The organism is Mycobacterium sp. B14F4 (assembly GCF_039871645.1).
GTDB lineage: Bacteria > Actinomycetota > Actinomycetes > Mycobacteriales > Mycobacteriaceae > Mycobacterium.
In genome coordinates this window covers 121589-148394 of the sequence record NZ_JBDPMF010000009.1, presented here as the reverse complement: position 1 = coordinate 148394, position 26806 = coordinate 121589, and the positions used below count along the sequence as shown (strand labels likewise).

Sequence of the window (26806 nt, the reverse complement as noted above, 5' to 3'; positions counted from 1 at the left end):
GTCGGGTAGACGAATCGGATCGCGTTCGGCGGGCGCTGAGACGAAACGGTTCAACTCGGACACTACACCCGCGCCGGCCGCTCATGCGTTGCGCCGTCGAACACACGGCAGAGCGAGATTTCGCAGGTCGCAGCGTACGATTGGACGCACTGGCGGTATCTCGCACGCGACCATCTGAGATTGTGTCGCCGCCGGTGCAATTGACGAGAGCCGTTCGATCGGCTTGGACGGGACCATTCGAATGGCACCACAAGAAAGTGCCGTCTCCGGCCGAAGCCTCGAAGAACTCGAGCACACTCCGCGGCTGCGCCTGAAACGCGAAGGTTCGACGGCCGGCTACGTCGACGGCGCGTGGTGGCCACTGAGCGATGACTTACCGAACGAACTCCCGGATTTGTTGGCCGTGCTGGCGGTGCGCCTCGGGTCCATCGCCCGGGTGGTCTACAACCTCGACGAGTGGTCCAATGTGCCGCGGACGCTTGTGACCGACGGCCTGGTGGTCCGTCTTGACGGCTACCGCCGCCATCCGGCCCACACGGTCGGTGTGCTCGACAGCCGCGGCAGGCGAATCGTCCTTCTCGTGGTCCCGTCGCGCACCGAACCCGATCTGGCGCACGCCATCGCGATGGCCGCCGCGGCGCCGGATGACACGTCGACGGTGAAGTCACTTCTCGCGACAGGCGCATGACGAGGCTGCCGCGCATGAAGCGAGAGGTCGGTACTGATCTCCAGGTAGAGATCGCCGCCCCGGCCGACTTGGAGTTGCAGATCGCCGTCGCTCCGCACCCGCCAGTCGCTACGCCGAGGCCGACAAGTTCTACGGCTTTGCCGGCCGGGAGTTCGGCGACTTCGTGGACTCGGCGACCCTGCTCGAGCGGGTGTCGTCCTGGGCTTTTCCCGGCTGAACTACGTACCGGGTCGACGGCGACCTGCCCGGGGATTCGGTCGACCAGTTGGTGTCGATCGGCTGAGCGCGGCGTGAACGGTCCGCAGTCGACAACGCACGACGTGGACATGCCCGTTCACTCTCCGTAGGGTGGAGGTACGCCGACGCGCTGCCGTCGTCCTCGTCGACTTCTCGGCTGGTGGTCCGCTCACCCCGGGTTCGCACGTGAGCTCAACCGCACTTCTCGCACGGATCAGGCAGGACAACCATTGGCCATCGCAGACATCGCTGCGTACACACATCTGAGCCGGGCGGACATCGAAGCCCTCGGAACGGAACTCGACGCCATCCGCGTCGACATCGAGGAGTCGCTGGGCGAAAGCGACGCCGCCTACATCCGGCGCACCATCGCCTTTCAACGGTCACTCGAGGCGGCCGGGCGCCTGCTCATCTTCAGCCGGACCAGGGCCGGATGGCTCGCGGGAACGGCCGCGCTGTCGTTCGCCAAGTGTGTCGAGAACATGGAGATCGGGCACAACGTCAGCCACGGCCAATGGGATTGGATGAACGACCCGGAGATCCACTCGAGCACCTGGGAGTGGGACATGGTCGCGGTCTCGTCGCAGTGGAGGTACTCGCACAACTATCGCCACCACGTGTACAGCAACGTGGTCGGGGTCGACGACGACCTCGGGTTCGGCATCATGCGGGTGACCCGTGACGAACCGTGGCAGCCGGTACACCTGCTGCAACCTTTGCGAAACCTGTTGCTGGCCACAATCTTCGAGTGGGGTATTGCGCTGCACGGCGTTCACTCGGAACGGGATCGAGCGGCGGGTGACAGAACCGAAGTCATCCGGGCGAGAAAGGAGTTGGGCGCGAAGATCGCTCGTCAGGCCGTCAAGGACTACGTCGTGTTTCCCGCACTGAGCCTGTCGCGCTGGCGAAGGACCCTGGTGGCGAATGCGACAGCGAACCTCATCCGGAACCTCTGGACGTACGTGGTGATTTTCTGCGGGCACTTCCCGGACGGCGCAGAGAAGTTCACCCCCGACATCATGATCGAGGAATCCCGGGGCGACTGGTACCTGCGTCAGATGTTGGGTGCCGCGAACTTCAAGGCGGGGCGGGTGCTGGCGTTCTCCAGCGGCAATCTGTGTTATCAGATCGAACACCATCTGTTCCCGGACCTGCCCAGTAACCGGTACGCCCAGATCGCGGTCCGGGTGAAGGCGCTCTGCGACAAGTACGACCTGCCCTACACCACGGGATCGCTTGCACGGCAGTATTTTCAGACGCTGCGCACCATACACAAGCTGGCGTTGCCCGACCACTTCCTGATTGCCTCGAGCGACGACGCCCCGGAAACCGCCTCGGAGCGGGGAGGGGCGCTGCGGATGCGCCGCCGTCGTCGACGCTGACCAGCCACGGGATTCCCTGCAACGGCGTACTGTTGGCACTATCGAGCGACTCGCCAGGTGATTGCCGGGGCTGTATCGATATCGACTGCCGGCATCGCCGGCGCATCTGGAGGTTCCACAATGACCGTGACGGTGACGCTCTATGACGGCACAACCGATAGCTACTCGCGGTTCGGCGACGCGTATCACAAGCACAACGACGGCACGCTCGACGTCATTCGTGAAGGTTCGAATCAGCCGCACCGATACGCGGCCGGTGAGTGGACCGGCGTCGAAGGCGACCAGAAACGTTCGAAGACAGGACGATTCTGGAGCCGGTCCAAGGGCTGACGGCTCAGCGCTTCCTGTTCTCGATCGCAGACTCGACCGCCGAGAGTTTGGCGTCCGACTTCGCGTGCTTGGCGGCCCGCTTCTCTTTCAACGACTTACCGGACTTCTTCGACATGGTCTGTCGCGGTGACTTGTCAGACATCACTGACCCCTTGATCGTGGGGCCTCGGACGGTCCCAATGTCCCGACCCTACGCCCTTGTCTCGATCCATGCGTTCCAACAGCATTCACCGGCGTGCCACCTCGTATCGGCTCTGTTCGTCCGGGCATGAGCGTGTAGTGTCGAGGTGTTGGGAACCCAGCCGTCCGGGCCGTATCAGCCGAACATCCGCCGATCGCGCCGAGCTGTCGCTCATGCCGGAAACCCGGTGCCGACCGGAAGGCGGGACTGAAACGTGAACCCTTCGTCTACTGCCGGATCGAGCCTGACGGATTGACCGCGGGCTTGCATGAGCAGCTTCTCGCGGCCGTCGACGGTCGCCGTGGGCTGGAGGCCGCCAATCGGCTGTGCGAGGCCTGCGTGGTCCACATCGACATCGACGCGGCGGCGATCTCACTGGTCTTCGACGGCATCAACAAGGGGACTCTGGGATCGAGCGGTGCCGCGGCGCGCAGGTACGACGAGCTTCAGTTCGTGCTCGGTGAGGGGCCATGCCTCGACTCCGTGGCCACGCGAGCCCCAGTGCTGGTGCGCGACCTCGCCGCCGCGCAGCAGCTTCGGTGGCCGGCTTACGCGCCCGCGATGCTCGACCTGCAAATCCGCGGCGTCTTCGCGGTGCCGGTCCTCGTCGCGGGTGAATACATCGGGGCGCTGGACCTGTTTCGGACCCGGCCGGGCGCGCTCGGCGACGAGGAACTCGCCGGGGCGGTGATCGCCGCGGAGTTGGCCGGCGTTTCCGTGCTCGACCTGCTCGACGCCGATCTTCAAGCCGCTGTCGCGGACCCGCACAGCGATGCGTGGGCAGAACTGAACGCGCTGTCGCGGGTCGAGGTCAGCCAGGCGACGGGCATGCTGGTGGCTCAGCTCGGCGTCGAGCCGGCAGAGGCCCTGATCCGGCTGCGCGCCCACGCCTACTCGAGCGGCCGCAGCGCCACCGACATAGCCCGCGACATCATCGACCGCCGGCTTCGCCTGGACGAGGACTGATGCAGGTCTTGACCGCAACGCCAGAATGGAGGGCAGTGTGACCGAAACCCCGCACGAGACCCGTGTACTGCAAGCGGTCCTGCCGCTCGTCGACGCCCTGCTCGAGGACTTCGACGTCGTAGACCTGCTGACCGAGCTCACCGAGCGCTGCGCTGCACTCCTCGACGTCGCCGCGGCCGGCTTCCTGCTCGCCGATCCGTTCGACAACCTGCGTGTCCTGGCGGCGACCTCCGAGCAGGCCCAGGAACTGGAACTGTTCCAACTTCAGGCCGACGAGGGGCCGTGCGTCGACTGCTATGTCACCTCGCAGCCGGTGTCCGTGGCCGATCTGCGGGAGGTCACCGACCGCTGGCCCCGGCTCGTCCCCGCGGCGCTCGACGCCGGGTTCGCCTCCGTCCACGCCGTCCCGATGCGCGCGGCGGGCATCGTGCTGGGTGCGCTCGGCCTGTTCGGCACCCAGGCGGGCGAACTGAACGACGCCGACCTTCTCGCCGGCCAGACCCTCGCCCACATCGCCTGCGTGGCGCTGCTGCAGGGGCGTGCGCCGACCCCTTCGACCGTGCTGCCGCAACTGCGTGCCGCACTGGCCGGCCGGGTGGTCGTCGAGCAGGCCAAGGGGTTCCTGCGACAGACCCTCGACGTGACCGTCGAGGACGCCTTCACCGTGCTGCGCGGCTATGCCCGCGCCAACGGTGAGCACCTCACGGATGTGGCCCGGCGTCTGATTACCGACCGGCACGGCCGACCTATCCTGGTTTCCGACATCAGCGGATTCGCCAAGCGGTCAACGAGTTACGAGTGATTGCGGGCACGCGCTCGGCGGACGGCTTCGTCCACCAGGCGTTCGGCCACCAGATGCAGCTTGACGTTCTCGCTCTGACTCATCCGCGTCAGACGGTCGAATGCTTCCTCGGCGCTCCCGCCCGATCGGCTGCGGATGATCCCCACGGCCTGATCGATCACCGCTCGGCTGCCCAACGCTCGCTGAAGCTGCGCCGTCCGCTGCTGAGCGTGGGAGAGCAACTGGCCGTTGTACACCGACACCGCCGCCGGCCCGGCGAACTGAGTGCCCAACTGCACGGCATGTTCGCCGAACGCGTCGCGAGCGCGGGCATAGGAGTTGATCGCGCCGACCGTCCGGTCATCGACGATCAGCGGCAGGGACAGCGCCGAGTGCACCCCCATCCGGGCCACCCGCCCGCCGAACCGTGGCCACCGGCGGTCGCTGCCCAGCGATCCGCTGACGGTCGCGCGTCCTGACCGCATGCAGGTGATGCAGGGGCCCTCGTTGAGTTCGTCGTACTGGACGACGTCGATCTCTTCGACGAACTCCGCCGTGGCGGCCCACGTCTGGATGCGACGGGCACCATCGTGCCGCTGCATCAGCGCGACGCCCGCACCGTCCACGCCCGGTATCGCCCGTGCCGCGAACTCCGCCACGTCGGCGAGCAGATCCACCATCGGGCGGGCGCCGGCCACCAACCCGGCCAGGGCGGCGAGTCCGGCGGACAGATCCAGCTCGTCGGCTTCGCGTTGCGCCGCCGACAACGTGGCGTCCGGGGCCGAAGCCCGACCCGGCTGTCCGTCGAATTCAGCCATTCTGGGTGAGGAATGTACCCGCTCGCGCGGGCTTCTATTCAGTTCACGAGTGACAATGCGTGCGCGCGGCGCAACTTGCCGGACGGCGTCTTCGGGATCATGCCCGGTTCGAGCACGACGACATTGCGGGGCCGCACGTCGACCTCGGCGAAGATCTCGTGTGCGACCAGTCGCTCGACCCGCCGTACCTCATCGTGATCATCGAAGTTCTTGCACTCCACCGCCACCGCGAACGTCTCCCGCGACAGCCCCGCGTCCAGCCGCACCGCAACGGCGCAGCCCGGCCGCACTCCGGCGACCCGGCTGGCGGCACGTTCGATGTCCGTCGGGTAGATGTTGCGTCCGGCCATGATGATGACGTCCTTGAGGCGTCCGCATACCACCACCTCCCCGGTTTCGGTGAGATAGCCGAGGTCGCCGGTGTCGTACCAGCCCCGCTCGTCCTGAGCGGGGATGAACCCGGCGACCGTGGTGTAGCCCCTGGTCACAGGCTCACCACGCACCTCGATGACGCCCACCCCTCGGGCCGGGAGTTCCGCGCCGTCCTCGTCGACCACCCGCAGCTCGAGCCCCTGCAGGGGCCGTCCGAGCGAAACCAGCCGGCGGGTGTGCCCCTTGGTGGCGGGGACGGCCCGGTGGAGCACGGCGAGTAGGTCGGCGTCGACCTCGTCGACGACCATCCCGCGGCCGCACTCGGAGAACGACACCGCCACCGTCGTCTCGGCCATGCCGTACGCGGGCACGATCGCCTCGGGCCGCAGTCCGAACGGTGCGCCCGCATCGCAGAAGTCTTCGACGTCGACGGGGTCGACCTGTTCTGCGCCGGACAGCGCCCAGCGCAGGGACGACAGATCGTATTCACCCGGGGTGGCCTGCCTGCGCAACCGCTTCGCGAACAGGTTGTACGCGAAGTTCGGCGCCGCCGTCATGGTGCCCTTGTACTTGTCGATCAGCTTGGCCCACAACAACGTATCGCGAAGGAAGTCGATCGGCGTGACCTTCACCAGCTCCGCACCGTAGTACATCGGCACCGTCAGGTAACCCGTCATCCCCATGTCGTGGAAGCAGGGCAGCCAGCTCACGATCACGTCGTTGTCGATGTCGAACTCGCAGCCGGCGGTCATCGCATCGGCGTTGGCCACGATGTTGGCGTGGGTGATCTGGACGGCCTTGGGCGAGCCGGTCGACCCCGAGGTCAGCTGCATCAACGCCACATCGTCATCGGTGGTCTCGACCGGCTCGACGGGGCCGTTCGCCAGGAGTGACTGGACCGTGAGAACCGTCATCCCCAGCCCGGCCAGCACAGGTGCGGCGGCCATGAACGGCTCGGAGATGACGACCGCCTTGGCCCCGATCATCTTGATCACGGCGGTGGTCTCGTCGGCCCAGCGGACCAGGTCGGTGCGGGGAGTGGGCTGATGCAGCATGGTCAGGCTGGCGCCGCGCATCCAGATTCCCTGGGCCGTCGGCGCGATCTCCACCGGGGCGCCCGCCAGCACTGCGATCGCGTCACCGTGTCCGACGCCGGCCGCGGCCAGTCCGCCGGCCACTCGCGCAGCCCGGGCGTTCACCTCCGCCCAGGTGTGCCGGACGGGAGCCTCAGGCTCGCCGGTGACCATCCCCTTCGTGGTCCACCGGGCGTTCCGGTACATAGTCTCGGTAAACTGGCTCAACACAACCCCTTTGGCTTCGCCGCGACAACGCCGTTTCTCGATCGTGCCCGCGATCCGACGGTTAGTCGGTGCGCCGGGCTATTCAGAAGCCGCTGGAGTTCGACCGTCGCCGGTCCCGAAACGGGGCCGACGATTATTACGGCAGAGCGCGACTCCTTCATGTTCACCCCAGGTGGTCCGTCACTCCGGCCGGAACGACGGGCAGAGTTCGTCTGGCAGACCGACTGTACCGACCCATTGACCGTCGACAGCGAGGCGCCCCGATCTGTGCCGTTTTCGGCCGCTAACTGTGACAAATCCGACATCGGACTCCCCGCGGGTCACAATCACCGTTCACACCGGCTGACGTCGGGGTTCAGACACCCCTTCGGGCGGGGATGGGATCGCCGCCGTGACGTTTCCGGGAGGCTGGGAAGGTCAACCCGGCCCAACCGTACCGCGTCGGCCGCGGTTTTACTGCAAGATCCCCCCGGCCTGCTGGCCTGGCGCTTCAGTCCGGCGCCGTTCGCCGCCCGCCTCCCGTGACCCGCTCGAGCAGCTCACGAACCGGTCCCGGCGGTGTGCTGGGTGTCTGACGCGGCACGTATGGCCACGGGACATTGCGCTCCGGAACCGAGCCGGCGCGGGCCTGTTTCAGTTGCATACGCAAGTACTGCCGCAATTCGTGCAGGCCCGGATCGGTCCACCGGTTGACGGCCTCGATCGGATCGGCGGTCAGGTCGTAGAGCTCCCACTGGTCGTCCAGCGGTTCGGTGCGGTACGCCTCGCCGCCCATCCCGTTCGCCGCGAGGTGCCGCACGCCGGGTTCGGTCCAGGTCGCCGGATCGTCGAACGTACGCACCAGCTTCCACAGGTGTCCCTCGCCGCCGGGCTCGTCGACCCTCAGCACCAGCCCCTCGAAGTTCGAGCCGACATGCGCGGGTACCTGAATGCGTAGCGGCGCAGGCAGATTGGCGGTCCGCTTCAGCTTCCGCGCCAGACCCGACGCGCCGGTGTCGCCCTCGAGCACGTTGTCGCGCGTCATCAGGTACACCGCGCGGGTCTCGTCCGCCGGCGTCCCGTCGACCACCGGCATCAGGTCGCGGCCCGGCAGCGGGTGCACCTCGGAGAACGACTCCGCCAGCTTGGCCGCGGTCGCCGTGACGTCCACGCCCGCCGCCCCGAGCAGCGTCGGCACCAGGTCGACGTGCGAGGTCGGGGCGGCGACGGTACGCGCCGTGGTGGCCTGGTCGCCGATGCGCGCGATCACGAACGGCACCCGCGTCGCCTCGTCGTACAGGTTGAACCACTTCTGGTGCAGCCCGCCGTGCGCGCCGAGCAGGTCGCCGTGGTCGGCGGTGCGCACCAGGACCGCGTGCTCGGAACCGTTGTCGGTGACGGCGCGGCGCACGCGGTCGATCGGCGCGTCGACCTCGGCGTGCAGGCGGTAGTACAGGTCGCGGTAGCGCTGCGCGTTGCGGGTGTAGGTGCGGTCGATCGCCGGCGCCGGGCCGTAGCCGGAGTAGTAGGCCTCGCGGAACGCGATCTGCGCCGCGGGTTTCGTCGACAGGTCCTCGTCGGCGGTCGGCGCCGGGGGGACGGCGGGCGGGTCGAGCGGCGACGGCCGGATCGGGCTGCGGCGCGACCATGCCGGGAACAGCACGATGTCGTGCGGGTTGACGAAGCTGGCCACCAACAGGAACGGGCGCAGCGCTGCCGGATCGCCGGCGCGCCGCCGGGCGTAGCGGTCCTCCAGCCACGCCACCACCCGGTCGGCGATCAGCGGGTCGCGCCGCACCCCGGCGTTGGACAGCAACGCCCCGTGCGGCTCGGGACCGACCCAGCCCGAGAAGCCGTAGGGCGCAAGCGGATCGGCGTCGAGGTAGCGTTGCACCGCGGCGGGGTCGATCACGCCGTCGTCGTCGTTGGTCGCGAGCGGCGCTCCGGTGTGGTCGGTCAGATCCGCATGCGAGATGTGCCACTTGCCGTCGTAGTGCGTGTCGTAGCCCGCCGCGCGGAACCAGTTGCCCAGCGTCGGCACCTCGCCGCGGCGCAGCCAGCGCAGTCGGGAGTCGTCGTACATCTTGCCGATGCCGTCGGTCTGGGTGACGCCGTGCAGGTCGGGGTACTGGCCGGTGAAGATCGTCGGCCTGCTCGGCACGCACGCCAGCGAGCCGGTGTAGTGCCGCTGGAAACTGACACCGTGCTCGTCGAACCACTTGCGGCCGAGCAGCTTCCGCGATCGCCAATCCAGGACCTCGGGCGTCTCGTAGGGTGGTATCGCGCGCTCTTCGTCGGTCATGATGATGACGATGTCGGGCCGAGCGTCAGACATTGGCGTTCTCCAAATGGTCGGCCAGTCCGGCGAGCGTCGTGTCGGACTGGCGGGCCAGCACGCGGCAGGCCACGCGCTCGGCGAGTTGTTGATCGAGACGGGGGCCGATCTCGACGGTGCTGGTCACCGTCACCAGGGTTCGGCCGCCGCTGGTCGGCCCGACGGACCAGCGGTTGCCGACCTTGCCGAACACCTTGGGCAGCCCGTCGATGTCATAGCCGAGGACGTACTGCGGGTCGGACTCGGTGATGCGCTCGACAAGCACGTTGCGTCCGACCTGCACGCGCCGGGTGGTCCCGACGGCCGGCGGGTCACCGCTCAGGATGCACGAGTGGTCGACGCCGTCGACCCACGTGCTGAGCGCACCGAAGTCGGCGAGTAGGTCCCAGATCTGCGTCGGGGTCGCGGCGATATCGCGAGTGCGGTCGGTGGCGGCCACGGCCCCACGGTAGCGGCCCCTGGTTAACTCAGGTGGGAAACCAACGCTTCCGTCACTGCGGTTGTGGACGCGCTGCCGCCGAGGTCGCCGGTCCGGGTTTCCGGCTTGGCCAGCGTGGCCTCGATCGCGGCCATCACCTCGCCGGCCGCCGCTTCGTGGCCGAGGTGTTCGAGCATCAGCGCCGCCGACCACACCGCCCCGACCGGGTTCGCGATGCCCCGCCCGGCGATGTCCGGCGCCGATCCGTGCACCGGCTCGAACATCGACGGGTACTTCCTGGTCGGGTCCAGGTTGGCCGACGGCGCGATCCCGATCGACCCGGCGACCGCCGCCGCGAGGTCGGACAGGATGTCGCCGAACAGGTTCGATCCCACGACGACGTCGAAGCGCTGCGGCTGTAACACGAACTTCGCGGCCAGCGCGTCGATGTGCTCGCTGTCCCACCGCACGTCCGCGAACAACTCGGCCCGTTCGGCGACCACCTCATCCCAGAACGGCAGCGTGTGCACGATTCCGTTCGACTTCGTCGCCGACGTGACGTACCCCCGCCTGCTGCGGGCCAGTTCGAACGCGTAGTCGGCGATGCGGCTCACCCCGACGCGGGTGAACACCGATTCCTGCACCGCCATCTCGTCGGGGAAGCCGCGGTTCAGCCGCCCACCGATCTCGCTGTACTCGCCCTCGACGTTCTCGCGCACCACCACGAAGTCGACGTCGCCCGGCGCGCGCAGCGGGCTCTCGACGCCGTCGAACACCCGGATCGGCCGCAGGTTGACGTACTGGCGGAACTCGCGCCGGATCGGGATCAGCAGTCCCCACAGCGAGACGTGGTCCGGTACGCCCGGCCAGCCGACGGCGCCCAGCAGGATCGCGTCGAACTGCCGCAGCGTGTCGATGCCGTCGGCGGGCATCATGGTGCCGTCGTGTTCGTAGCGCTGGCACGACCAGTCGAACTCGGTGTACGACAACGAGATTCCGTGCCGGGAGGACACCGCGTCGAGGACCGTGCGCGCCGAGGCGATGACCTCGCAGCCGATCCCGTCGCCGGGGATGACGGCGATGGTGCTCATCTGCTCACCGTTCGCTCGCAAGCTTCGCTCACGTGCCCAGGCCCAGCAGGCCGATCATCAACGGCAGCAGGATGATGATGAGGATCGCGCCCGCGATGTCGAACGAGATGCCCGATCGGATCATCTTGGTGATCGGCACAACGCCCGAGCCGTAGACGATCGCGTTCTGCGGCGTCGACACCGGCAGCATGAAGCCGAACGACGCGGCGAACGTCGCCGCCAGTGCCGGCACGAACGGGTTCACTCCGGCGGCCACCGCCACGGGGATGATGATCGGCACCACCACCGCGGCCGACGCGGTGTTCGACGTCGTCTCCGACACCACGATCGCCAGCAGCACCGCGAAGATCGTGATCGGCACGACGCTGGACAGACCCAGCGCGTCGTCGATGGAGGTGCCGATGGTCTCGGCCAGCCCGGTGCTGGAGATCAGGGAGCCGAAGATGATGCCGGTACCGAAGAGAATGATGGTGCCCCAGTCGATCTCGGCGGCGTCCTTCCAGCGCAGCGTGAACTCGCGGCTCTGCCAGTCGGTCGGCAGCAGGAACAGCAGCGAGGCGCCGAACACCGCGACGACGCCCTCGTCGAGGCGGTCGCTGACGAACTCGTAGGTGCTGGAGTCGGTTCCGGCGATCAGCGCGACGACGCCAGGCAGGATCCACAGCGTCACGGTAACGGCGAACGCGATCAGCGTGTTCTTCTCGGCCCGCGACAGCTTTCCGAGCTTCTCGCGCTGACTGGCCACGTACTCGGAGACGCCCTCGATCCGCTTGATCTCGGGCTTGTTGAGCCGCAACAGAATCAGCGCCAGCAGGCCGAACATCACCAGGCAGATCGGCAGGGCCATCACCATCCACTGCCCGAAGCTGATCCGTTCGCCGGTGGCCTCCTCGATCAGGCCGCGGCCGATCAGGTTGGGCGGGCTGCCCACCGGGGTCAACAGGCCGCCGACGCTGGCGCCGTAGGCCAGCATGAGCATCAGCGCCGTGCCGACATGCAGTCGCTTCGGGTCGAAGTCGGGTTCGACGTCGCCGCGCTGCTGCAGCAGTTTGGCGATGACGCCCAGGATGCCCATCGCCGTCGGCAGCAGCATGGCCACGGTCGCGGTGTTGGACACGAACGCCGAGAGCAGGCAGGTGATGGCGCCGAACGCGATAATCACCCCGGTGGTGGACCGACCGGCGCGCGGCAGCGCGAGGATGCGGAACGCGAAGCGCCGCGCCACCCCGTGTTTGAGCATCGCCTGGGCGAGGATGAACGCGCCGATGAACGTGAAGATCGTCGACGAACCGAACGGGCCGAGGACGTCGTCGACCGGGGCGACGCCGAGGAAGACGGCGACCGCGACGCCGAGCAGGCCGCCGATCGGGATCGGCACGGCCTCGCTGATCCACAGCGCGATCACGCCGAGCAGTACGGCGGCCAGCACCTGCTGGTCGCGCGGGATGTCGAGCGGCAGGACCAGCATGACGACGGTCAGCAGCGGGGCGAGGAACAGGCCGACGGTGCGCCTGCCCTTCTCGAAGCGTTCCTCCTGCGGGGAGAGTCGCTGTTCGCCGAGGCTGCGGTAGGTCGCGGTGCCGAGTAGCGCCCTGTCGACGTCGGTCGGTTTCGCCGTGTTCTCTGTTGTCATGAGCAGGCTCCGTCCACGCGGCTATGTTCTACACCACACTCCGATGGATGCGGATTGCCAAGTTGCGGCCGGAATTAAACATCGGCGGCGCCACGTTGATTCTGCGTATAGGGCGCCAGACCGGCATTGAACCGCGCCGTGAGCGCAGAGTCAACGAGTTGATCGCTCCCACGCCCGCCTTAGTCGAGCGCGAACGTCGGCGGGATGGTGGCCCTTCGTCACGCGGATGACAATCCAGCCAATGCTCGCGAGGTACTCGGCGCGTTTGATGTCGTATGCGACCCGCTTGGGATCGTCCCAATGGTGACCACCGTCGTACTCCAGCGCGAGCATGATGTCCTCCCAGCCCATATCCAGGTAGTACAACGGCCATCCGTCCGGACCGCACACCGGGACCTGAGTGCGCGGGCGCGAGTACCCCTCGCGGATCGCCAACAGTCGCAACCATGTCTCCTTCGGCGACTCGGCGCCGGGGTCCATCAAGTCGAGCGCCCGCTCGAGTTCGCGCAATCCGCGGGTGTGGCGATGCGCGCGAGCCAGGTTCTCGACGTCGAGCGCCTTGAAACCCGTTGCCGCAGCGAGAGCGTCGAGCCGCGCGACGGCCGTCTCGATCCGCTCCCTTCTGCCGAGGTCGAACGCTGTGCGCTCCGGCGTCGTGACGGGCAGGGCGTCGTAACGCCGGTACTCGTCGGGAAGCAGGAGGTCATCACGCGTGACGACCCCGGTCGGCGATCGCCCGTTTCGCCAGATCAATTCGACGGGCGAGTCGTCGTCGACCCATTTCGAACCGTGTATCGCCGAGGCGGCGAGGCCGGCGATGACGGCTTGCCGACCGGACCACAACCACGCCGCGACGGTGCGCTGCTGCAGCGTCGGTTCCAACCGCTTGTCCAGGTAGACGTTCGGCATGATCGCCTGGTGGAAGCGGCGCAGTTGATGCCGGTTCAGCGCGCCTGACGCCAGCGCCGCGCTGCCGATGAACGGTCCTTCAATATGTTCCATGGCGGCAGGCTGCGCGCCATATCCGACAAATTGCGTTCACTCTGCGCCCAGGGCGCGAAATTGTGGATGAACCGCGCCATGGGCGCAGAGTCAACGAGAAAGGGACAGTCGCCGCGCCAACCCCGACGCGCGCACCGCGCGGCGTTCGACGGCGGCGCGCACCGAGGTGTCTGAGCCGACGATCCGGATCTTCTTCTTCGCGCGTGTCACCGCGGTGTAGAACAACTCGCGGGACAACAGCCGCGAGTCCTGCGGCGGCAGCAGTACCGTCACTTCGTCGGCCTGGCTGCCTTGGGACTTGTGAATCGTCATCGCGTGCATCGTGTCCACGTCGGCCAGTCGGCTCGTCGCGAACTCGAGCCGCTCGTTGCCCGCGATGACCGCACGCAGCACTCCGTCGCGCAGCACCGTGACGCCGGTGTCGCCGTTGTACAGGCCCAGCCCGTAGTCGTTCGCGGTCACCAGCACCGGTCGGCCGGCGTACCACGCCGACCAGATCGGCTCGCCGGTCGTCTCCGCCAGCCACCGCTCTACCTGGTTGTTCCAGTACCGCACGCCGAACGGGCCGCGGCGATGCGCGCACAACAGCCGGTGTTCGTTCAAGACGGCCAACGCCGCGTCGTCGTCACCGAGGATCGCCGCCTTGCGGAGCTCAACAGCGAACGGCACCAACACCTTCCGGAGAGAATCCGACGGCTCCTCGGTGTCGACCCACTCGATGTGCTCACCGCCGAGCCGCAGCACGTCCAGGACGGAGTCGGCGTCGCCGGCCCGGATCGCGGTGGCCAATGTCCCGATCGACTCGCCGAACCGGTGCGACGTCTTCAACTCCGCGACACGACCGCCGCCGAGACCGTCGACCAGATCGGCGAGCACCGCTCCCGCCTCCACCGACGCCAACTGGTCCGGGTCGCCGACAAGGATGAGCCGGGCCTGGGGTCGCACCGCCTCCAGCAGTCGCGCCATCATCGTCAGCGAGACCATCGACGTCTCGTCGACCACGATCACGTCGTGCGGCAACCGGTTACCGCGGTGGTGGCGGAAGCGTGCCGACGTCTCCGGGAGGCTGCCGAGCAGTCGGTGCATTGTCGTCGCGTGCAGGCCGGACAGCGCTTCGCGGTCGGCCGCGTCGAGCCTGTCGACCTCCAGTTGCACCGCCTCCTGCAGTCGCGCTGCCGCCTTTCCGGTGGGCGCCGCCAACGCGATCCGCAGCCGGGTTCCGCTCGCGAGGACCGCGAGCAACCGCGCCACCGTGGTCGTCTTACCCGTGCCCGGACCGCCCGTGAGCACCGTGAGGCCCTGGGACAGGGCCAGTTCCGCGGCGGCGCGCTGTTCCTCGAATCCCGAGGGGAACAGCCGGTCGAGATCCGTCGCGGGCCGGGTCGCCGTGGTGGCGATCATCGACAGGATGTCGTCGCACACCTGCTGCTCTTCGAGCCAGTACCGGTCGAGATACAACAGATCCCCGTCGACGCGTAGCGCAGGCGGCTGCCCGGTCAGCGGGTGCGCGGCGATGGCGCCGAGCCAGTCGTCGACGGCGGGCCACGGCAGCCCGTCGAGACCGACCTGCTGCTCGACGGTCCGCAGGTCCAGGCAGACCGACCCGTTACGAAGCGCGCGCACGACCAGCGCCACCGCGAGCGCAACCACCTCGTCGGGCGCCTCGGCGAGCGCGCAGAGACGTTGCGCCACATGCACATCCGCCGCGTCGAGGACTTCGGCGTCGGTGAAGGTGCGCAACAGGCCGGTGGCGCTGATCGCCCGCCGCCACTCGAGGCTGGTCACGCCGCGACCCTCCCGGCGTCGAGCAGATCCGACAGCGCGGTGATCAGCGCCGCCGACGGTTGCCAGCTGAACACCCCGGCGGGGTGGCCGTCCTGCACGGGCGTCTGCGGTCCGCACATTCCCCGCAGGAACAGATACAGCACGCCACCCAGATGATCCTCGGGTGTGTAGCTCGCCAGCCGCCATCGCAGGAAGCGGTGCAGCACAACGCTGTACAGCAGGGCCTGCAGCGGATAGTCGGAATGCAGCATCGCCTCGGCGAGGCGTGGTTGCGCATAGTCGGCGGCCGTCAACGGCCGGGTCGGATCGCCGAGCCAGTTGGTCTTGTAGTCCACCACGAGATACCGCTGCCCGATGCGCAGCACCGCGTCCACCGATCCGGACAGGTATCCCTTGAGCGACTGCGCGCCCAGCCCCGGTTGCCTCAACCGCTCCGCGTACGAGCTCAGCGGATCGTTCGGCGCCAAGTGCTGCCGCAGGAGTTCGCCGACATGCGCCAGTCGGATGTCGGGTGCCGACGCGCGCAGATCGCCTCCGGCCAAGGGGAACTCGAAGTCCATCTCCCGCATCCGGTCCGACAGGCCGATCTGCCGTAGCGTTCTGCCGTCGGCCAGCGGCCCCAGCGGGGTATCGTGCATCGGCAGCATCGCCGCCGCCAGGTCGGCGGCCGGCACATCGACCGGCCACCACACCGAGTGCTCACGGACGCGTGCCTCCAGTTCGGCGGCGAGGTCGGCGGCGAACGGATCCGCCGTCTCGAGCACCGCGTGCACCAGCGTGCCGAACTTGGCCCCACTGGGCAGCTCCGCCATCGGTGACGGCACGTCGGCCCCGGCCGTCGTCGTCGCCAACGGGATCTCGGCGACTTCGTCGTCGAGTTCGACCGCTTCGGGCTCGCTGCTGACCGGTGTCGCCTCGACCGCACGGATCAACCCGCTGTAGGAGGTCCGTCGCCACGCCGTGTCGATGGAGCGGTGGAAGTGGCGGGCGTCGAACCCGGTGGGGGCCGCGGCCGCGGGGCGGTCGGGGATCGTCCGCGGCACCGATTCCTCGATGACCGGACCGCCGACGGCTTCCCATTCCCGAAAGCGCGCCAGCGCGTCGTCATCGGAGACCTTGCTGGGCGCAACGGCATCCGGCACCATCGACTCGCCGGGGTGCCGGCCGCGCAGCAGCCGCGACAGGCCGCCGTTGGGTTCGTCGCGCGTCGGCGCCCACCAGGCGACCAGCTGCGACTGGGCCCGGGTCATTGCGACATACATCAGCCGGCTGTCGTCGCTGGCGTCCTCTTCCTTGCCCGCCTTCGACACCGCGTGGAAGTCCGGGCTGTCGACGCCGCCGATATGCAGGCACCGCGTGTCGCCCTGGTGGTACAGCACCAGATCCGGCTCGAAGACGTGGCGGTTGAACGCGAACGGCAGGTAGACGACCGGGAACTGCAGGCCCTTGGCGACGAACACCGTCATCACCGCAACAGCGGCGGCGTCGTTGTCGAGGCGGCGGAATCGTTCGGCTGCGCCGCTGCGCTCCTCGCGCTGGGCCCGTAACCAGTCCCGCAGCGCAGGCAGCGTGAAGTGCTCGCGGTGCGCGGCCTCCTGCAACAGTTGAGTCATGTGGGCGAGGTCGGTCATCTGCCGCTCACCGTTCTGCCAGGACAGCACCCGGTCGGCCATGCCCGCGAGCTGCGCGGCCTCGAAGATCGCCGCGACGCCACGCTCACGCGCGTGACCGGCCCACTCCCGCAGCGTCTCCGCGACGCGGTCGGTCAACGTGTCGCGACCCTCGACGAGCGTTTCCGCGGTCTCACCGAAGAACATCGTCGCGGCCGCCGCGCGCACGATTCCGGGCCGGTGGGGCTGGTCGAACGCCTCCAGCAGGGCCAGCCAGTCCTCGGCGGCGTCGGAGGTGAAGATGTCGGAGTCGCCGGTGTAGACCGCGGGGACCCCCGCGTCGCAGAGCGCCCGATAGCAGACCCGGGCATCGCGGTGGTTCTCCACGATGACCGCGATGTCGGCGGCCTCCAGTGGGCGGCCGTCGAACGTGGCCTCGGAGGCCAGCAGCGCGCCGATGTCGGCGGCCAGGTCCTGGGGGATGTGGGTGCGGAGCCGGTCGATCGGCACGACACTTGTTCCGCTGCGGCCCAACGTCTCCCGGCGCACCACCCGCAGCCGGAACGGATCGCCGCACGGCGCGCCCGCCAGCCGCGACTCGGTGTGCCTGGCGGCCACGTCGTGCACGACGATCTTCTCGTGGCCCAGTTGCGCGCCGCGCAGCACCGCCTGCAGCCGGGTCACCAGCGCGGCGTCGCTGCGCCAGTTGGTGGCCAACGTCTTCTGCACGTCGGACTTCGAGGCCGCGCTCAAATACGTGACGATGTCGCCGCCGCGGAACGCGTAGATGGCCTGCTTGGGATCGCCGATCAGGATCAGCGTCGAACGGCCGGTGAAGGCGCGGTCGATCACCCGCCACTGCACGGGGTCGGTGTCCTGGAACTCGTCGACCATCACGATCGGCCAGCGTTGGTGCATGCGCAGCTGCGCGGCCGAGCCGTCGGCCTCCAGCGCGTCGGCCAGCCGGCTCAGCAGGTCGTCGTAACCGAGAATCCCCTTGCGTCGCTTGCGGATCTCCAGTTCGGCGAGAACGTCCTTCGCGAAGCGCACACACACCTCGGCGCGCGAGTCCGGCTCGGGGTCCTTCGGCCGCAGTTCGGTCGCGGGGTGCTCGACGACCTCCTTGGCCAGTCGCAGCGCGTCGGGATAGCTCAGCAGCGGGTTGTCGCGTTCCCGGCCGAAGTGGTGCAGGTACAGATCGTCGACGATCTCGGTGACCAGGTCGTCGAGGCTCTCGACCAGCGTGACGCCGGAGTCGGTGTCACCCGCCACGCCCAGTGATTTGAGGACCAGCTGGCAGAACTGGTGCGTGGTGGCGATCGTCGCGGCGTCGAAGGATGCCAGCGCGTCGCGCAGATTGCGTTCGCGTTCGGCGAGTTGGCCGGGGTTGCCGGCGAGCAGGTGCCCGATGATCTGGTTGTCGCCGGCCGACGCGGGCTCGTCGAAAGCCTGTACCGCATCGACGATCTGACGCCTCACCCGGTCACGCAGTTCCTGGGTGGCCGCGCGGCTGAACGTGATCAGCAGCATCTGGTCGAGCGTCGCGACGCCCTCGGCCAGGTAGCGGGTGACCAGGCCGGCCAACGCGAACGTCTTGCCGGTGCCAGCGCTGGCCTCCAGCACGGTGGTCGAGCGCTCGGCGGGCAACGGCCCCAGCAGGTTGAACGGCTCCATCACGTCTCCAGCGCCCCCAGCATCGGCAACCACAGCCGGCGGGAGTACGCGTCCAGGCCGCGTTCGACGAGGTGCGGCAGCCACGTGCCCTTGCCGAACGCCAGTTGATAGGCCGGCTCGTCCTCTTCGCCGGGGTACAGTCCCGAACGCCACCGGTAACCCGCCCGCTGCTCGGGATCGCCGTGACCGTGCACCGCTTCGGCCCACGCGAACGACGTCTTCACCGGCAGCGGCAGCGGTTCGCGCCGGCCCTGGTCGTACATCGCCACCAGGTCGGCGAGCAACGCGGTCGCCGATGCCTCGGGTCGGCCCATCACCTCCACCCGAGGCGTGGTACCGCGTCTCGCCCGGCCGATGCTGACGGCCTTCCAGTCGCGAGTCGGTTCGTGAGCAAGCAACGCCAGCAACGGAATCCACGGCTGCAGCAGATGGCGGCCGTCGAGCTTGGAATAGGTGACCGAGACGAGCCGATCGCCGTAGACCGGCGTGACGGTGCCGGTGACCCGACGGCCCCCGCCGATCTCGATGTCGACGTCCACCGCCGTCGGGTCGGCACCGCGGTACGGCCGTGCGGCGTCGGCGATGCGCGTGGCCTGGTCGCAGATCTCGTTGGCCCTGCGCCAGCCGAGATTGCCCGGAGGCAGCGAGCCGCGCCGCCACTCGGCTTGGCGCGCCTGGTCGGCATCCATGCCGCGCAACATGTCTCGCAGCATGCGCTCGCCGACCGTCCACTCCTCCAGCGCGTCGAGGTCGACGGGCATCGCGTCCTGCACCCCGTCGACCTCCCACGGCAGCGTGTAGTCGAGGGCGCGGAAGAAGCCCTTCACCGGATCCCGGAAGAACGCGACCAGGTCGGCGAGCGCGACGTCGTCGACCGGGGAGGCGGGCAGCGGCCCGGAGACGAACTTCGGCCGCTGCGCACGCTCACCGGCTCGGGTGAGCGCCGCTCGTTTGACCGTGGAGTCGAAGGTGAACGGCACACCGGGGACCAGCTCGCCGGGAATGACGTTGCGGGTGTCGAACGGTTGCAGCGGATGTTCCACGACGATCTTGTCGCGGACCTTCTGCTCGGTCGTGCGGTCCAGCGTGTCGAGGAGCTCGGCGAGCGGAACGGCGGGCGGTCGTTCCTGACCCGAGTACTCGTTGGCGCCGGTGTAGGTGATCACCAGTGTCTCGGTGGCCGCGCCGATGGCGTCGAGCAGCAACTGCCGGTCCTCGGAACGGATGTCGCGTTCACCGGTCATCGGATCACGGGCGAGCACGTCGTCGCCGTCGACCACACCCAGCCGGGGGAACACCCCGTCGTCGAGGCCGACCAGGCACACGACACGGTGCGGCACCGACCGCATCGGGACCATCGTGCACACCGTCAGCGTGCCCGTGCGGAAGTTGGCCCGGGTCGGGCGGCCGGCGAGGTGGCGGTCGAGCAGCGCGCGGACATCGGAGAGCCGCATCAAGGTGTCCGCACGCTCGCCCGCGGTGCCGAGCACGTCGGCGAACTCGCGTTCGAGTTGGGCGCTCTGCCAGACGTCTTCGTCGCTCACGCGAGTCAGCAGGCCGATGCTGTGGGTCAGCGAACCCAGCCACTCCTCGAGTGGTCTTGCCCCGGTGAGGGATTGGACCGCACAGCGCAGGCGGTCGATGTACTCGGCGAGCTGGCCGGCCAGGTCGACCCGGTTGCTGCTCACGTCATCGAGGGGCAGTGTGGTGTCGATCCAGGCGTGCGAGTCGTCGGACATGGCCACCCCGGCCAGCACCCGGTCGATGCCGAAACGCCATGTGTTCTGGATGAAGTCGACGCCATAGGGTTTGCGGTGGTCGGTGTCGAAGCCCCAGCGGATGTTGGCCTGGCGCACCCAGCGGGTGATGTCCTCGAGGTTGTCGTCGGTGAAGCCGAACCGGGCCCGCACCGGCGCGGCCTGCGCGAGGTTGAGCACCTCGCTGGAGGTGGCCCGTCCGCCGGCAAGCGCCAGCAACTGGGACGCGACACCCAGCAGCGGGTTGGTCTGCACCAGTGACCGGTCGGCCAGCCGCACCCGCAACCGGTGTGCGGGGTGCACGCCGGTGATCATGTCGCCGAGCCCGAACCCGGCGACGATCAGCGGCGCGTAGGTCTCGATGTCGGGGCACATGACGAGGATGTCGCGCGGTTCGAGTGTCTCGTCGTCGGCGAGCAGCCCGAGCAGAACCTCACGCAGCACGTCGATCTGGCGGGCGGGACCGTGACAGCTGTGTACCTGTACCGAGCGATCGGTGGTGGTGTGCACCCGTCCCTCGCGGCGGATCGTGTTGGCCGTGATGTCGGACTGCAGCCAGCCGAGGAGGGTGTCCGGTCGGTCATCGCCGCCCAGGTACTCGTCGGTGCGCGGGCCGCCGGGCAGGCCGCGCTGCAGTTCGCGAAGGTCGCGGCCGAGGGTGGCGAGCAGGGAATGGCCGACCTGGCGGTGGGTGGTGTCCTCGCGACGAGGGATCTGCCCGGCGGTTCCTTTCAGTTGCTGCCAGAGGTCGTCGCTGGGATGCGGCAGCCACAGGTGCAGGTCGTGGTGGGTGGACAGCGCGTCGAGGAGTTCGATCTCGGTGCTCGGCAGTCGGGTGTGGCCGAACAGCGAGAGCCGCTCCGGCAGCTGTGTCGGTGACTCCTGCAGCCTGGCAACGGTTTTGGCGTGTCGGATATGCGGCGTGTCGACATCGATGCGGTCGATGAGCGCACGCCACAGCGGCGGCTGCCAGGCGAGGTCGGAGGAAATGTCACCGGCGACGCCGTTCTCCCAGTCGACCAGCAACTGCGGGCGTTGACGGGCGTAGGAGGCGAACAGGCCGGCGAGGCGGCGGGCGACGGCGTAGCGCCGGCCCTGCCTCAGCTCCTTCTCGTCGCCCGTTTCGAAGTGCCCGAGGTGGACCGCCAGCGGTTGGCACCACTCGTCGGGGCAGTGGGCATCGATGACCTCCATCAGCGGCCACACCATCGCGTCGGGCGACCACGGGTCGTCGACGCCGCCGATTCGGCCTGAGTCGATCCCGGTCAACTCGGCGATGAGCGAGCGCGGGTTGCGGAACGCGACGCCCGCGCAGACGCCGTCGCCGCCGTCGCCGCGGCCGAGGACGTGCGACAGCCGCTGGCTCAGCCAGCGCTCGACGCCCTTGGCCGGAACGATGACCAGTTCCTCGGCGAACGGGTCGGGCAGGGGATCGGCGAGCAGGGCACCGAGTCCGTCGGCGAGCAGATCGGTGCGTTCCGCACGATGGATGTGAAGCGCCATCGCAGCCAACCCTAGGAGGTGGGTCCGACGTCGTCAGCCGAACGTGGGACGGCAGCGACGCAGGAGAGGAGACTTGGGTGCTGGGCAGGACGGCCGTCGAAGGGGGAGACCATGCGGCGAGGTTGGTTGTCGATCGTGGGCGCGTCAGTCGTCGCGCTCGCACTGAGTCCCGTCGCGACGGCGCAGCAGGAGGCCTACCAGTACGTGCGCACGGAGTCCGGCCAGGTGCGATGCGTCATCAGTGCAGAAGAGGCGGTTTGTGAGCGCGCCAGCGCCGACGGTTTCCCCGGCGCACCTGCCGGGGCGGACGGAACGCCGTCGAACCTCGCGATCGTCCATGCCGAAGGTGACTTCAACTGGAACGTCGGCAACATCGGCGACGGCGGCTCGAGCGAGGTCGTCCTCACCTACAGGACGCCATTCAGCTTCCACGGTTGGACCGTGGTGTCGACATTCGATGGCACGCGGCTGACGAATGACGGCACCGGACACGGCATGTTCGTCAGCGTCGACGGGGTGTCGTCGTACTGACGGCGCAACGACCGTTCGCCGCGACGAAGGAGGACCGCATGAGCGAGACGACGACGTCGCCCCGACTCGGCCCCAAGTTCCACGAGGCGCTAACCTACGCCGCCGAACTCCATCGCACGCAGACCCGCAAGGCCAGCGAGGTGCCCTACGTCGGGCATCTGCTGTCGGTCGCCGGCCTGGTCATCGAGGCCGAGGGCACCGAGACCGAGGCGATCGCCGCGCTGCTGCACGACGCGGCCGAAGACCAGGGCGGCGATGCGACGCTGGCCGAGATCGGCGAGCGGTTCGGCGCCGAGGTCGCCGACATCGTCGAGGAGTGCAGCGACACCGTCGTCACCCCCAAGCCGCCGTGGCGCGAACGCAAGGAGCGCTACATCGCGCACCTGGCCACGGCGTCGGACAGCACCGTCCGCGTGTCGATGGCCGACAAGCTCGACAACGCCCGCGCCATCCTGCGCGACCTACGCCGTTTCGGCCCGCAGGTTTGGCAGCGCTTCAACACCGACGACCCGCACGAGCACCTCTGGTACTACCGCTCGCTGCTCGAGGTCTACCGCGGCCGCAGCGACAGCTGGCTGGTCGACGAACTGGCCTGCGTGATCGAAACGCTCGCAGACGAAATCGGGCCACCGGTCGCCGCTACCGTGTGAGGCATGACCGCACGCGACGATGTGCTGATCACCGCCCCGCACCTGGCGCGCCTGCTCGACGGCGGTGAACCGGTCACGCTGCTCGACGTCCGATGGCAGCTCACCGAACCCGACGGCCGTCCCGCCTACGAGCGGGGCCACCTGCCCGGCGCGGTGTACGTCTCGCTCGAGGACGAGCTCAGCGATCACGGCGTCACCGGACGCGGCCGTCACCCGCTGCCCTCGGGGGCGGCGCTGCAGGACGCCGCCCGCCGGTGGGGCGTACGCGACGGCGTGCCGGTCGTGGCATACGACGACTGGAACCGTGCCGGCTCGGCGAGGGCGTGGTGGGTGCTGACCGCCGCGGGTATCCCCGGCGTCCGCATCCTCGACGGCGGGCTGGCGGCCTGGACCGCCGCGGGCGGCGCGGTGGAGACCGGGCCCGCCGTGCCCGACCCCGGCGATGTGACCGTGCGGCACGACGACCTGTACGCGGGTGCGCTGCCGACCGTCGGCGCCGATGAGGTGCTGGGGGCGGGCACGCTGCTCGACGCCCGCGCGCCGGAGCGGTTCCGCGGCGACGTCGAGCCCGTCGACCCGGTGGCCGGGCACATTCCCGGTGCGGTCAACGTGCCGAGCACCAGCCTGCTGGCCGGCGACGGCACCATGCTGGCCGACGCCGACCTCCGACGGTTGTTCTCCGAGCGCGGTGCGACGGGCCCGTCGGTGGCGGTGTACTGCGGCTCCGGCGTCACCGCGGCGGTGACCGTCGCGGGACTGGCCGCCGCGGGTGTGGACGCCGCGCTGTTTCCCGGTTCGTGGTCGCAGTGGTGCTCGGACCCGACGCGTCCGGTGGCCTGATTCCTCGCCGGGGGAAAAGCTGCGCGCTCTAGGCTCGAGACATGGACATCCTGCGCACCCCCGACGAGCGCTTTGCGAACCTCGCCGGTTACCCGTTCGCGCCGCACTACGTCGATGTCCGCGCCGGCGACACCGACGCACTGCGCATGCATTACCTCGACGAAGGCCCACCCGATGGCCCGCCCGTCGTCCTGCTGCACGGGGAGCCGACGTGGAGTTACTTGTACCGCACCATGATTCCGCCGCTGGCCGCGGGCGGTCGACGGGTGCTGGCGCCGGATCTGATCGGCTTCGGCCGCTCCGACAAGCCCAGCCGCATCACCGATTACACCTATCTCCGGCACGTCGAGTGGGTGACGTCCTTCTTCGAGGCGCTCGACCTGCGGGACGTGACGATCTTCGTGCAGGACTGGGGTTCGCTGATCGGGCTGCGGATCGCCGCCGAGCAGAGCGAGCGCATCGCGCGCGTCGTCGTCGCCAACGGCTTCCTGCCCGCCGGCCAGGCGGCGGCCAACCTCCCATTCCGGATCTGGCGGGCCTTCGCGAAGTACACGCCGGTGTTCCCGGCCGGGCGCATCGTCGCCACCGGCACCGTCACCGACGTGCCCGCCGCGGTGCGTGCCGGATATGATGCGCCGTTCCCGCACAAGCGGTTTCAGGCCGGCGCCCGGGCCTTCCCCGCGCTGGTGCCGACGTCACAGGACGACCCGGCGATCCCGGCCAACCGGGCGGCGTGGGAGGCGCTCGGCCGGTGGGAGAAACCCTTCCTGTGCGTGTTCGGCGCGAAGGACCCGATCCTCGGCAAAGCCGACCGCCCGCTGATCGAGCACGTCCCCGGTGCGAAGGGTCAGCCGCACGCGCGCATCAACGGCAGCCACTTCGTGCAGGAGGACTGCGGGCCGGAGCTGGCCGCGCGGATCCTGGAGTGGGACGCCTAACCCTGCGCGACGATGTTGCCCGAGGTCGCGTCGACCTGCGGCTCGCCCGAGTGGTAGATCACCTGGTTGTCGAAACCCGAGGCGCCTATCTCGTCGGCGCTGTCGACGGTCACCTGGTTCTCCACGCCGGACACGGTGACGCTGAGGCAGTGGCCGAGCAGCGTCACGGTGTTGTTGACGCCGCTGACGCTGATGTTGCCGCCGTTGCAGTCGACGGTCTCGGTCTCGTCGATGCCCGAGACGCTGTACTGCCCGCCTGCCGGTGCGACCGCCACCTCCGGCGCGCTCGGCTCGGCGGTCGGCAGTCCGGTCGGTAACGCGGTCGGGAGCCCTGTCGGCACCGCGGTCGGCCAGGTCACGCCGGGATCACTGGCCGGGCTGCCGGCGATGTCCGTGTTCGCCCACATGATCCACACGAAGGCGCCGATCCCGCCGAACACCAGCACCACGACCACCGCGAGCAGTCCGAAGATCAGCCCGATCGGCGCGCCCTTCTTCGGCACCTGCGGGTAGGCGACGCCGAACGGCGGCGCGCTGTAATGCGACTGCTGATACGGGTCGTCGTACACGGGCGGCGGCAGCTGCGCGGTCGGGTTGGCGGCCTGGGTCGTCTCGGTGCCGCCGAGTTCCACCGCGTAGCCGGCGAGCGGTTGCTCGAGTTGGCGGATCCGGGCCTCGGGATCCTCCTCGGGGTTCATTCGCAAGATGCTCCCACACCTGGCCGCGACGGGGCAGGATGTCGCCGTGAGTCGTTGGATCGTCACCGATGTCGCGTCCTGGCTGCTGTTCGCGATACCCGTCGTCGGCGCCGCGGGTGCCGCCGTCGCCGCCTGACCTACGTGCGGGCCGAAGGCGCCGCGGCGATCCAGATCACCGGGGAGCTGGACGCTTTCGCCGACGCCGATGCGCGGCGCATCAAGGAGCGGCTGCCGGCCTACGAGCAGGCCGCGTTCGACGAGTGGCCGCGGGCCATCGACGGGCACGCCGCACCGCAGGCCGACACCGCGCTCGCCGACCTGCGGTCCACGCTCGACGACATCCGACCGGCAGACGACCGGCAACGAACCGTGCAGGGCAGCGCGCTCGACTCGGTCAAGCAGATCGGCAGTTCACGCACCGAACGAATCGTCATGGCGCGCACCAATACCGGCCCGCCGCGGTTGGAGTGATCATCGGGGCGCTGCTGTTCCTGGTGGTCGAACTGGCCTTCGCCTTCCACGGCGAGATGGGCACGACGCCCGAACCGCTGCGCGCGGCGATCGAAGTGCTGCAGTGAGTCTCGGCTGTGCCCGCGCTATCCGGTCGGCGCGATGTGGTAGCGGCACTGCGCCAGGCGGTCGAGGCGCGCGAGCCCGGTGAGCAGGTCGTCGGCGAGCGGCAGCTCGCCTTCGGGGTCACAGATCGACAGCAGGCGCCGCACCGGGTGGCCGCCCAGGATGATCCAGTCCACGTCACCGCGGGCGCAGTGCACGCTGATGTAGTACAGCGCCGTGAACGCCTGGGTACCGGCGAAGTTCACCGCCCGCAGATCGATGATCAACTGCTTGGATACGCGCACGTGGCGTTCGACGTAGCGACCGAGGGCGCGGGCGTTGACCGCGTCGAGGTCACCCACCGCGGCCACGACCATCCGCGTCGGCGACACGCGCCGCACCGAGAACGTCGCTCGCCCGCCGCGCTCCAAGTCGTCCGCGGACGTCGTGTTGGTGCGGTGAATCCGCACAGTCCCCCTGGCAGTCATCCTTCGCCCCATCTCCCATGTTGAGCCCAATCGATGGGCTGGGAGCTCAACCAGGCTTGAGGGTAGTGCGGATCGCGTGGTCATGGTCGGACTTTGAGTAATTCGGTTTTCCGTTATCTACCTGGAATCTTTATGATCGTTAGCTGATGTGGAAGGCCGTGCGGCGACGACGGGCGCGCAGTTGCCTACGGATTTCGTTGCGGCGTTGCCCCTGGGCAGGGTGAGCACATGGTCACGGGCGTAGGGGCGGGACGCGGTGGATA

23 protein-coding genes and 1 pseudogene are annotated in these 26806 nt (G+C 68.8%); 11 read left to right on the top strand and 13 right to left on the bottom strand.

Annotated elements, in window-relative coordinates:
* The first annotated feature begins 241 nt into the window (after positions 1-241).
* From ABGB19_RS22360 to ABGB19_RS22345, 4 genes and pseudogenes are all read left to right on the top strand, one after another.
* Entirely contained in the window at positions 242-688 is a 447-nt protein-coding gene (locus ABGB19_RS22360) for a DUF5994 family protein (RefSeq protein ID WP_347688178.1), read from the top strand.
* 14 nt (positions 689-702) lie between these two features.
* Positions 703-919, top strand: a pseudogene (locus tag ABGB19_RS22355) (hypothetical protein); the annotation flags it as partial.
* Positions 920-1155: 236 nt separating this feature from the next.
* Positions 1156-2307 carry a fatty acid desaturase gene (locus tag ABGB19_RS22350; protein ID WP_347688177.1) on the top strand — a complete coding sequence of 384 codons (1152 nt, stop codon included), beginning with the start codon at positions 1156-1158 and terminating at the stop codon, positions 2305-2307.
* Between the two features lie 120 nt (positions 2308-2427).
* A complete protein-coding gene (locus ABGB19_RS22345; protein WP_347688176.1) occupies positions 2428-2637 on the top strand; it encodes a hypothetical protein in 210 nt (69 codons plus the stop codon).
* 4 nt (positions 2638-2641) lie between these two features.
* Here the strand turns inward: ABGB19_RS22345 and ABGB19_RS22340 are convergent, their stop codons facing one another.
* A complete protein-coding gene (locus ABGB19_RS22340; protein ID WP_347688175.1) occupies positions 2642-2779 on the bottom strand; it encodes a hypothetical protein in 138 nt (45 codons plus the stop codon).
* 291 nt (positions 2780-3070) lie between these two features.
* On the opposite strand from ABGB19_RS22340, the gene ABGB19_RS22335 reads away from it, so the two are divergent.
* On the top strand, positions 3071-3784 hold the full coding sequence (locus ABGB19_RS22335) for a GAF and ANTAR domain-containing protein (protein WP_347688174.1): 714 nt from the start codon (positions 3071-3073) through the stop codon (positions 3782-3784).
* Between the two features lie 37 nt (positions 3785-3821).
* Complete coding sequence (locus ABGB19_RS22330; RefSeq protein WP_347688173.1) at positions 3822-4586, top strand: GAF and ANTAR domain-containing protein; 765 nt, start codon at positions 3822-3824, stop codon at positions 4584-4586.
* Here ABGB19_RS22330 and ABGB19_RS22325 read toward each other — a convergent pair.
* From ABGB19_RS22325 to recC, 10 genes are all read right to left on the bottom strand, one after another.
* Positions 4577-5383 carry a GAF and ANTAR domain-containing protein gene (locus tag ABGB19_RS22325; protein WP_347688172.1) on the bottom strand — a complete coding sequence of 269 codons (807 nt, stop codon included), beginning with the start codon at positions 5381-5383 and terminating at the stop codon, positions 4577-4579. The genes ABGB19_RS22330 and ABGB19_RS22325 overlap by 10 nt on opposite strands.
* 38 nt (positions 5384-5421) lie before the next feature.
* Positions 5422-7056 carry a fatty acyl-AMP ligase gene (locus tag ABGB19_RS22320; protein WP_347688171.1) on the bottom strand — a complete coding sequence of 545 codons (1635 nt, stop codon included), beginning with the start codon at positions 7054-7056 and terminating at the stop codon, positions 5422-5424.
* Between the two features lie 490 nt (positions 7057-7546).
* Positions 7547-9370 (bottom strand): sulfatase-like hydrolase/transferase, encoded by a 1824-nt coding sequence (locus ABGB19_RS22315; protein ID WP_347688170.1) that lies wholly within the window; start codon positions 9368-9370, stop codon positions 7547-7549.
* The gene (locus ABGB19_RS22310; RefSeq protein ID WP_347688169.1) at positions 9363-9809 is read right to left on the bottom strand and encodes an SRPBCC family protein; all 447 of its coding nucleotides are present in this window, start codon (positions 9807-9809) and stop codon (positions 9363-9365) included. Before ABGB19_RS22310 ends, ABGB19_RS22315 begins: the two co-directional genes overlap by 8 nt.
* Positions 9810-9832: 23 nt before the next feature.
* A complete protein-coding gene (locus ABGB19_RS22305; RefSeq protein ID WP_347688168.1) occupies positions 9833-10879 on the bottom strand; it encodes a tartrate dehydrogenase in 1047 nt (348 codons plus the stop codon).
* A gap of 28 nt (positions 10880-10907) precedes the next feature.
* Positions 10908-12512, bottom strand: a complete 1605-nt coding sequence (locus tag ABGB19_RS22300) for a DASS family sodium-coupled anion symporter (protein ID WP_347688167.1) — start codon at positions 12510-12512, stop codon at positions 10908-10910.
* Positions 12513-12662: 150 nt separating this feature from the next.
* Positions 12663-13514: a DUF559 domain-containing protein gene (locus ABGB19_RS22295; protein ID WP_347688166.1), complete on the bottom strand. Its 852-nt coding sequence runs from the start codon at positions 13512-13514 to the stop codon at positions 12663-12665.
* 90 nt (positions 13515-13604) lie between these two features.
* Complete coding sequence (gene recD, locus ABGB19_RS22290) at positions 13605-15254, bottom strand: exodeoxyribonuclease V subunit alpha (RefSeq protein ID WP_347688244.1); 1650 nt, start codon at positions 15252-15254, stop codon at positions 13605-13607.
* A gap of 41 nt (positions 15255-15295) precedes the next feature.
* The gene (gene recB / locus ABGB19_RS22285) at positions 15296-18583 is read right to left on the bottom strand and encodes an exodeoxyribonuclease V subunit beta (protein WP_347688165.1); all 3288 of its coding nucleotides are present in this window, start codon (positions 18581-18583) and stop codon (positions 15296-15298) included.
* The gene (gene recC / locus ABGB19_RS22280) at positions 18583-21843 is read right to left on the bottom strand and encodes an exodeoxyribonuclease V subunit gamma (RefSeq protein ID WP_347688164.1); all 3261 of its coding nucleotides are present in this window, start codon (positions 21841-21843) and stop codon (positions 18583-18585) included. The genes recB and recC overlap by 1 nt, the downstream gene beginning before the upstream one ends.
* A 135-nt stretch (positions 21844-21978) precedes the next feature.
* Here recC and ABGB19_RS22275 point away from each other — a divergent pair, with 135 nt between their 5' ends.
* Genes ABGB19_RS22275 through ABGB19_RS22260 form a run of 4 tightly spaced genes read left to right on the top strand, consistent with a single transcriptional unit; the run spans position 21979 to position 24802 of the window.
* Positions 21979-22374 carry a hypothetical protein gene (locus ABGB19_RS22275; protein WP_347688163.1) on the top strand — a complete coding sequence of 132 codons (396 nt, stop codon included), beginning with the start codon at positions 21979-21981 and terminating at the stop codon, positions 22372-22374.
* Between the two features lie 38 nt (positions 22375-22412).
* Complete coding sequence (locus tag ABGB19_RS22270) at positions 22413-23024, top strand: HD domain-containing protein (RefSeq protein WP_347688162.1); 612 nt, start codon at positions 22413-22415, stop codon at positions 23022-23024.
* 3 nt (positions 23025-23027) lie between these two features.
* Positions 23028-23864, top strand: a complete 837-nt coding sequence (locus ABGB19_RS22265; RefSeq protein WP_347688161.1) for a sulfurtransferase — start codon at positions 23028-23030, stop codon at positions 23862-23864.
* Between the two features lie 41 nt (positions 23865-23905).
* Positions 23906-24802, top strand: a complete 897-nt coding sequence (locus tag ABGB19_RS22260; protein ID WP_347688160.1) for a haloalkane dehalogenase — start codon at positions 23906-23908, stop codon at positions 24800-24802.
* On the opposite strand, the gene ABGB19_RS22255 is transcribed toward ABGB19_RS22260, so the two are convergent.
* Positions 24799-25500, bottom strand: coding sequence for a DUF3060 domain-containing protein (locus ABGB19_RS22255; RefSeq protein WP_347688159.1), 702 nt, complete (start codon positions 25498-25500; stop codon positions 24799-24801). The two genes, ABGB19_RS22260 and ABGB19_RS22255, sit on opposite strands and share 4 nt — an antisense overlap.
* A gap of 141 nt (positions 25501-25641) precedes the next feature.
* Between ABGB19_RS22255 and ABGB19_RS22250 the strand changes: the two genes are divergently transcribed.
* On the top strand, positions 25642-25971 hold the full coding sequence (locus ABGB19_RS22250) for a hypothetical protein (protein ID WP_347688158.1): 330 nt from the start codon (positions 25642-25644) through the stop codon (positions 25969-25971).
* 125 nt (positions 25972-26096) lie between these two features.
* On the opposite strand, the gene ABGB19_RS22245 is transcribed toward ABGB19_RS22250, so the two are convergent.
* Positions 26097-26543, bottom strand: coding sequence for an STAS domain-containing protein (locus tag ABGB19_RS22245; protein WP_347688157.1), 447 nt, complete (start codon positions 26541-26543; stop codon positions 26097-26099).
* Between the last annotated feature and the right edge of the window lie 263 nt (positions 26544-26806).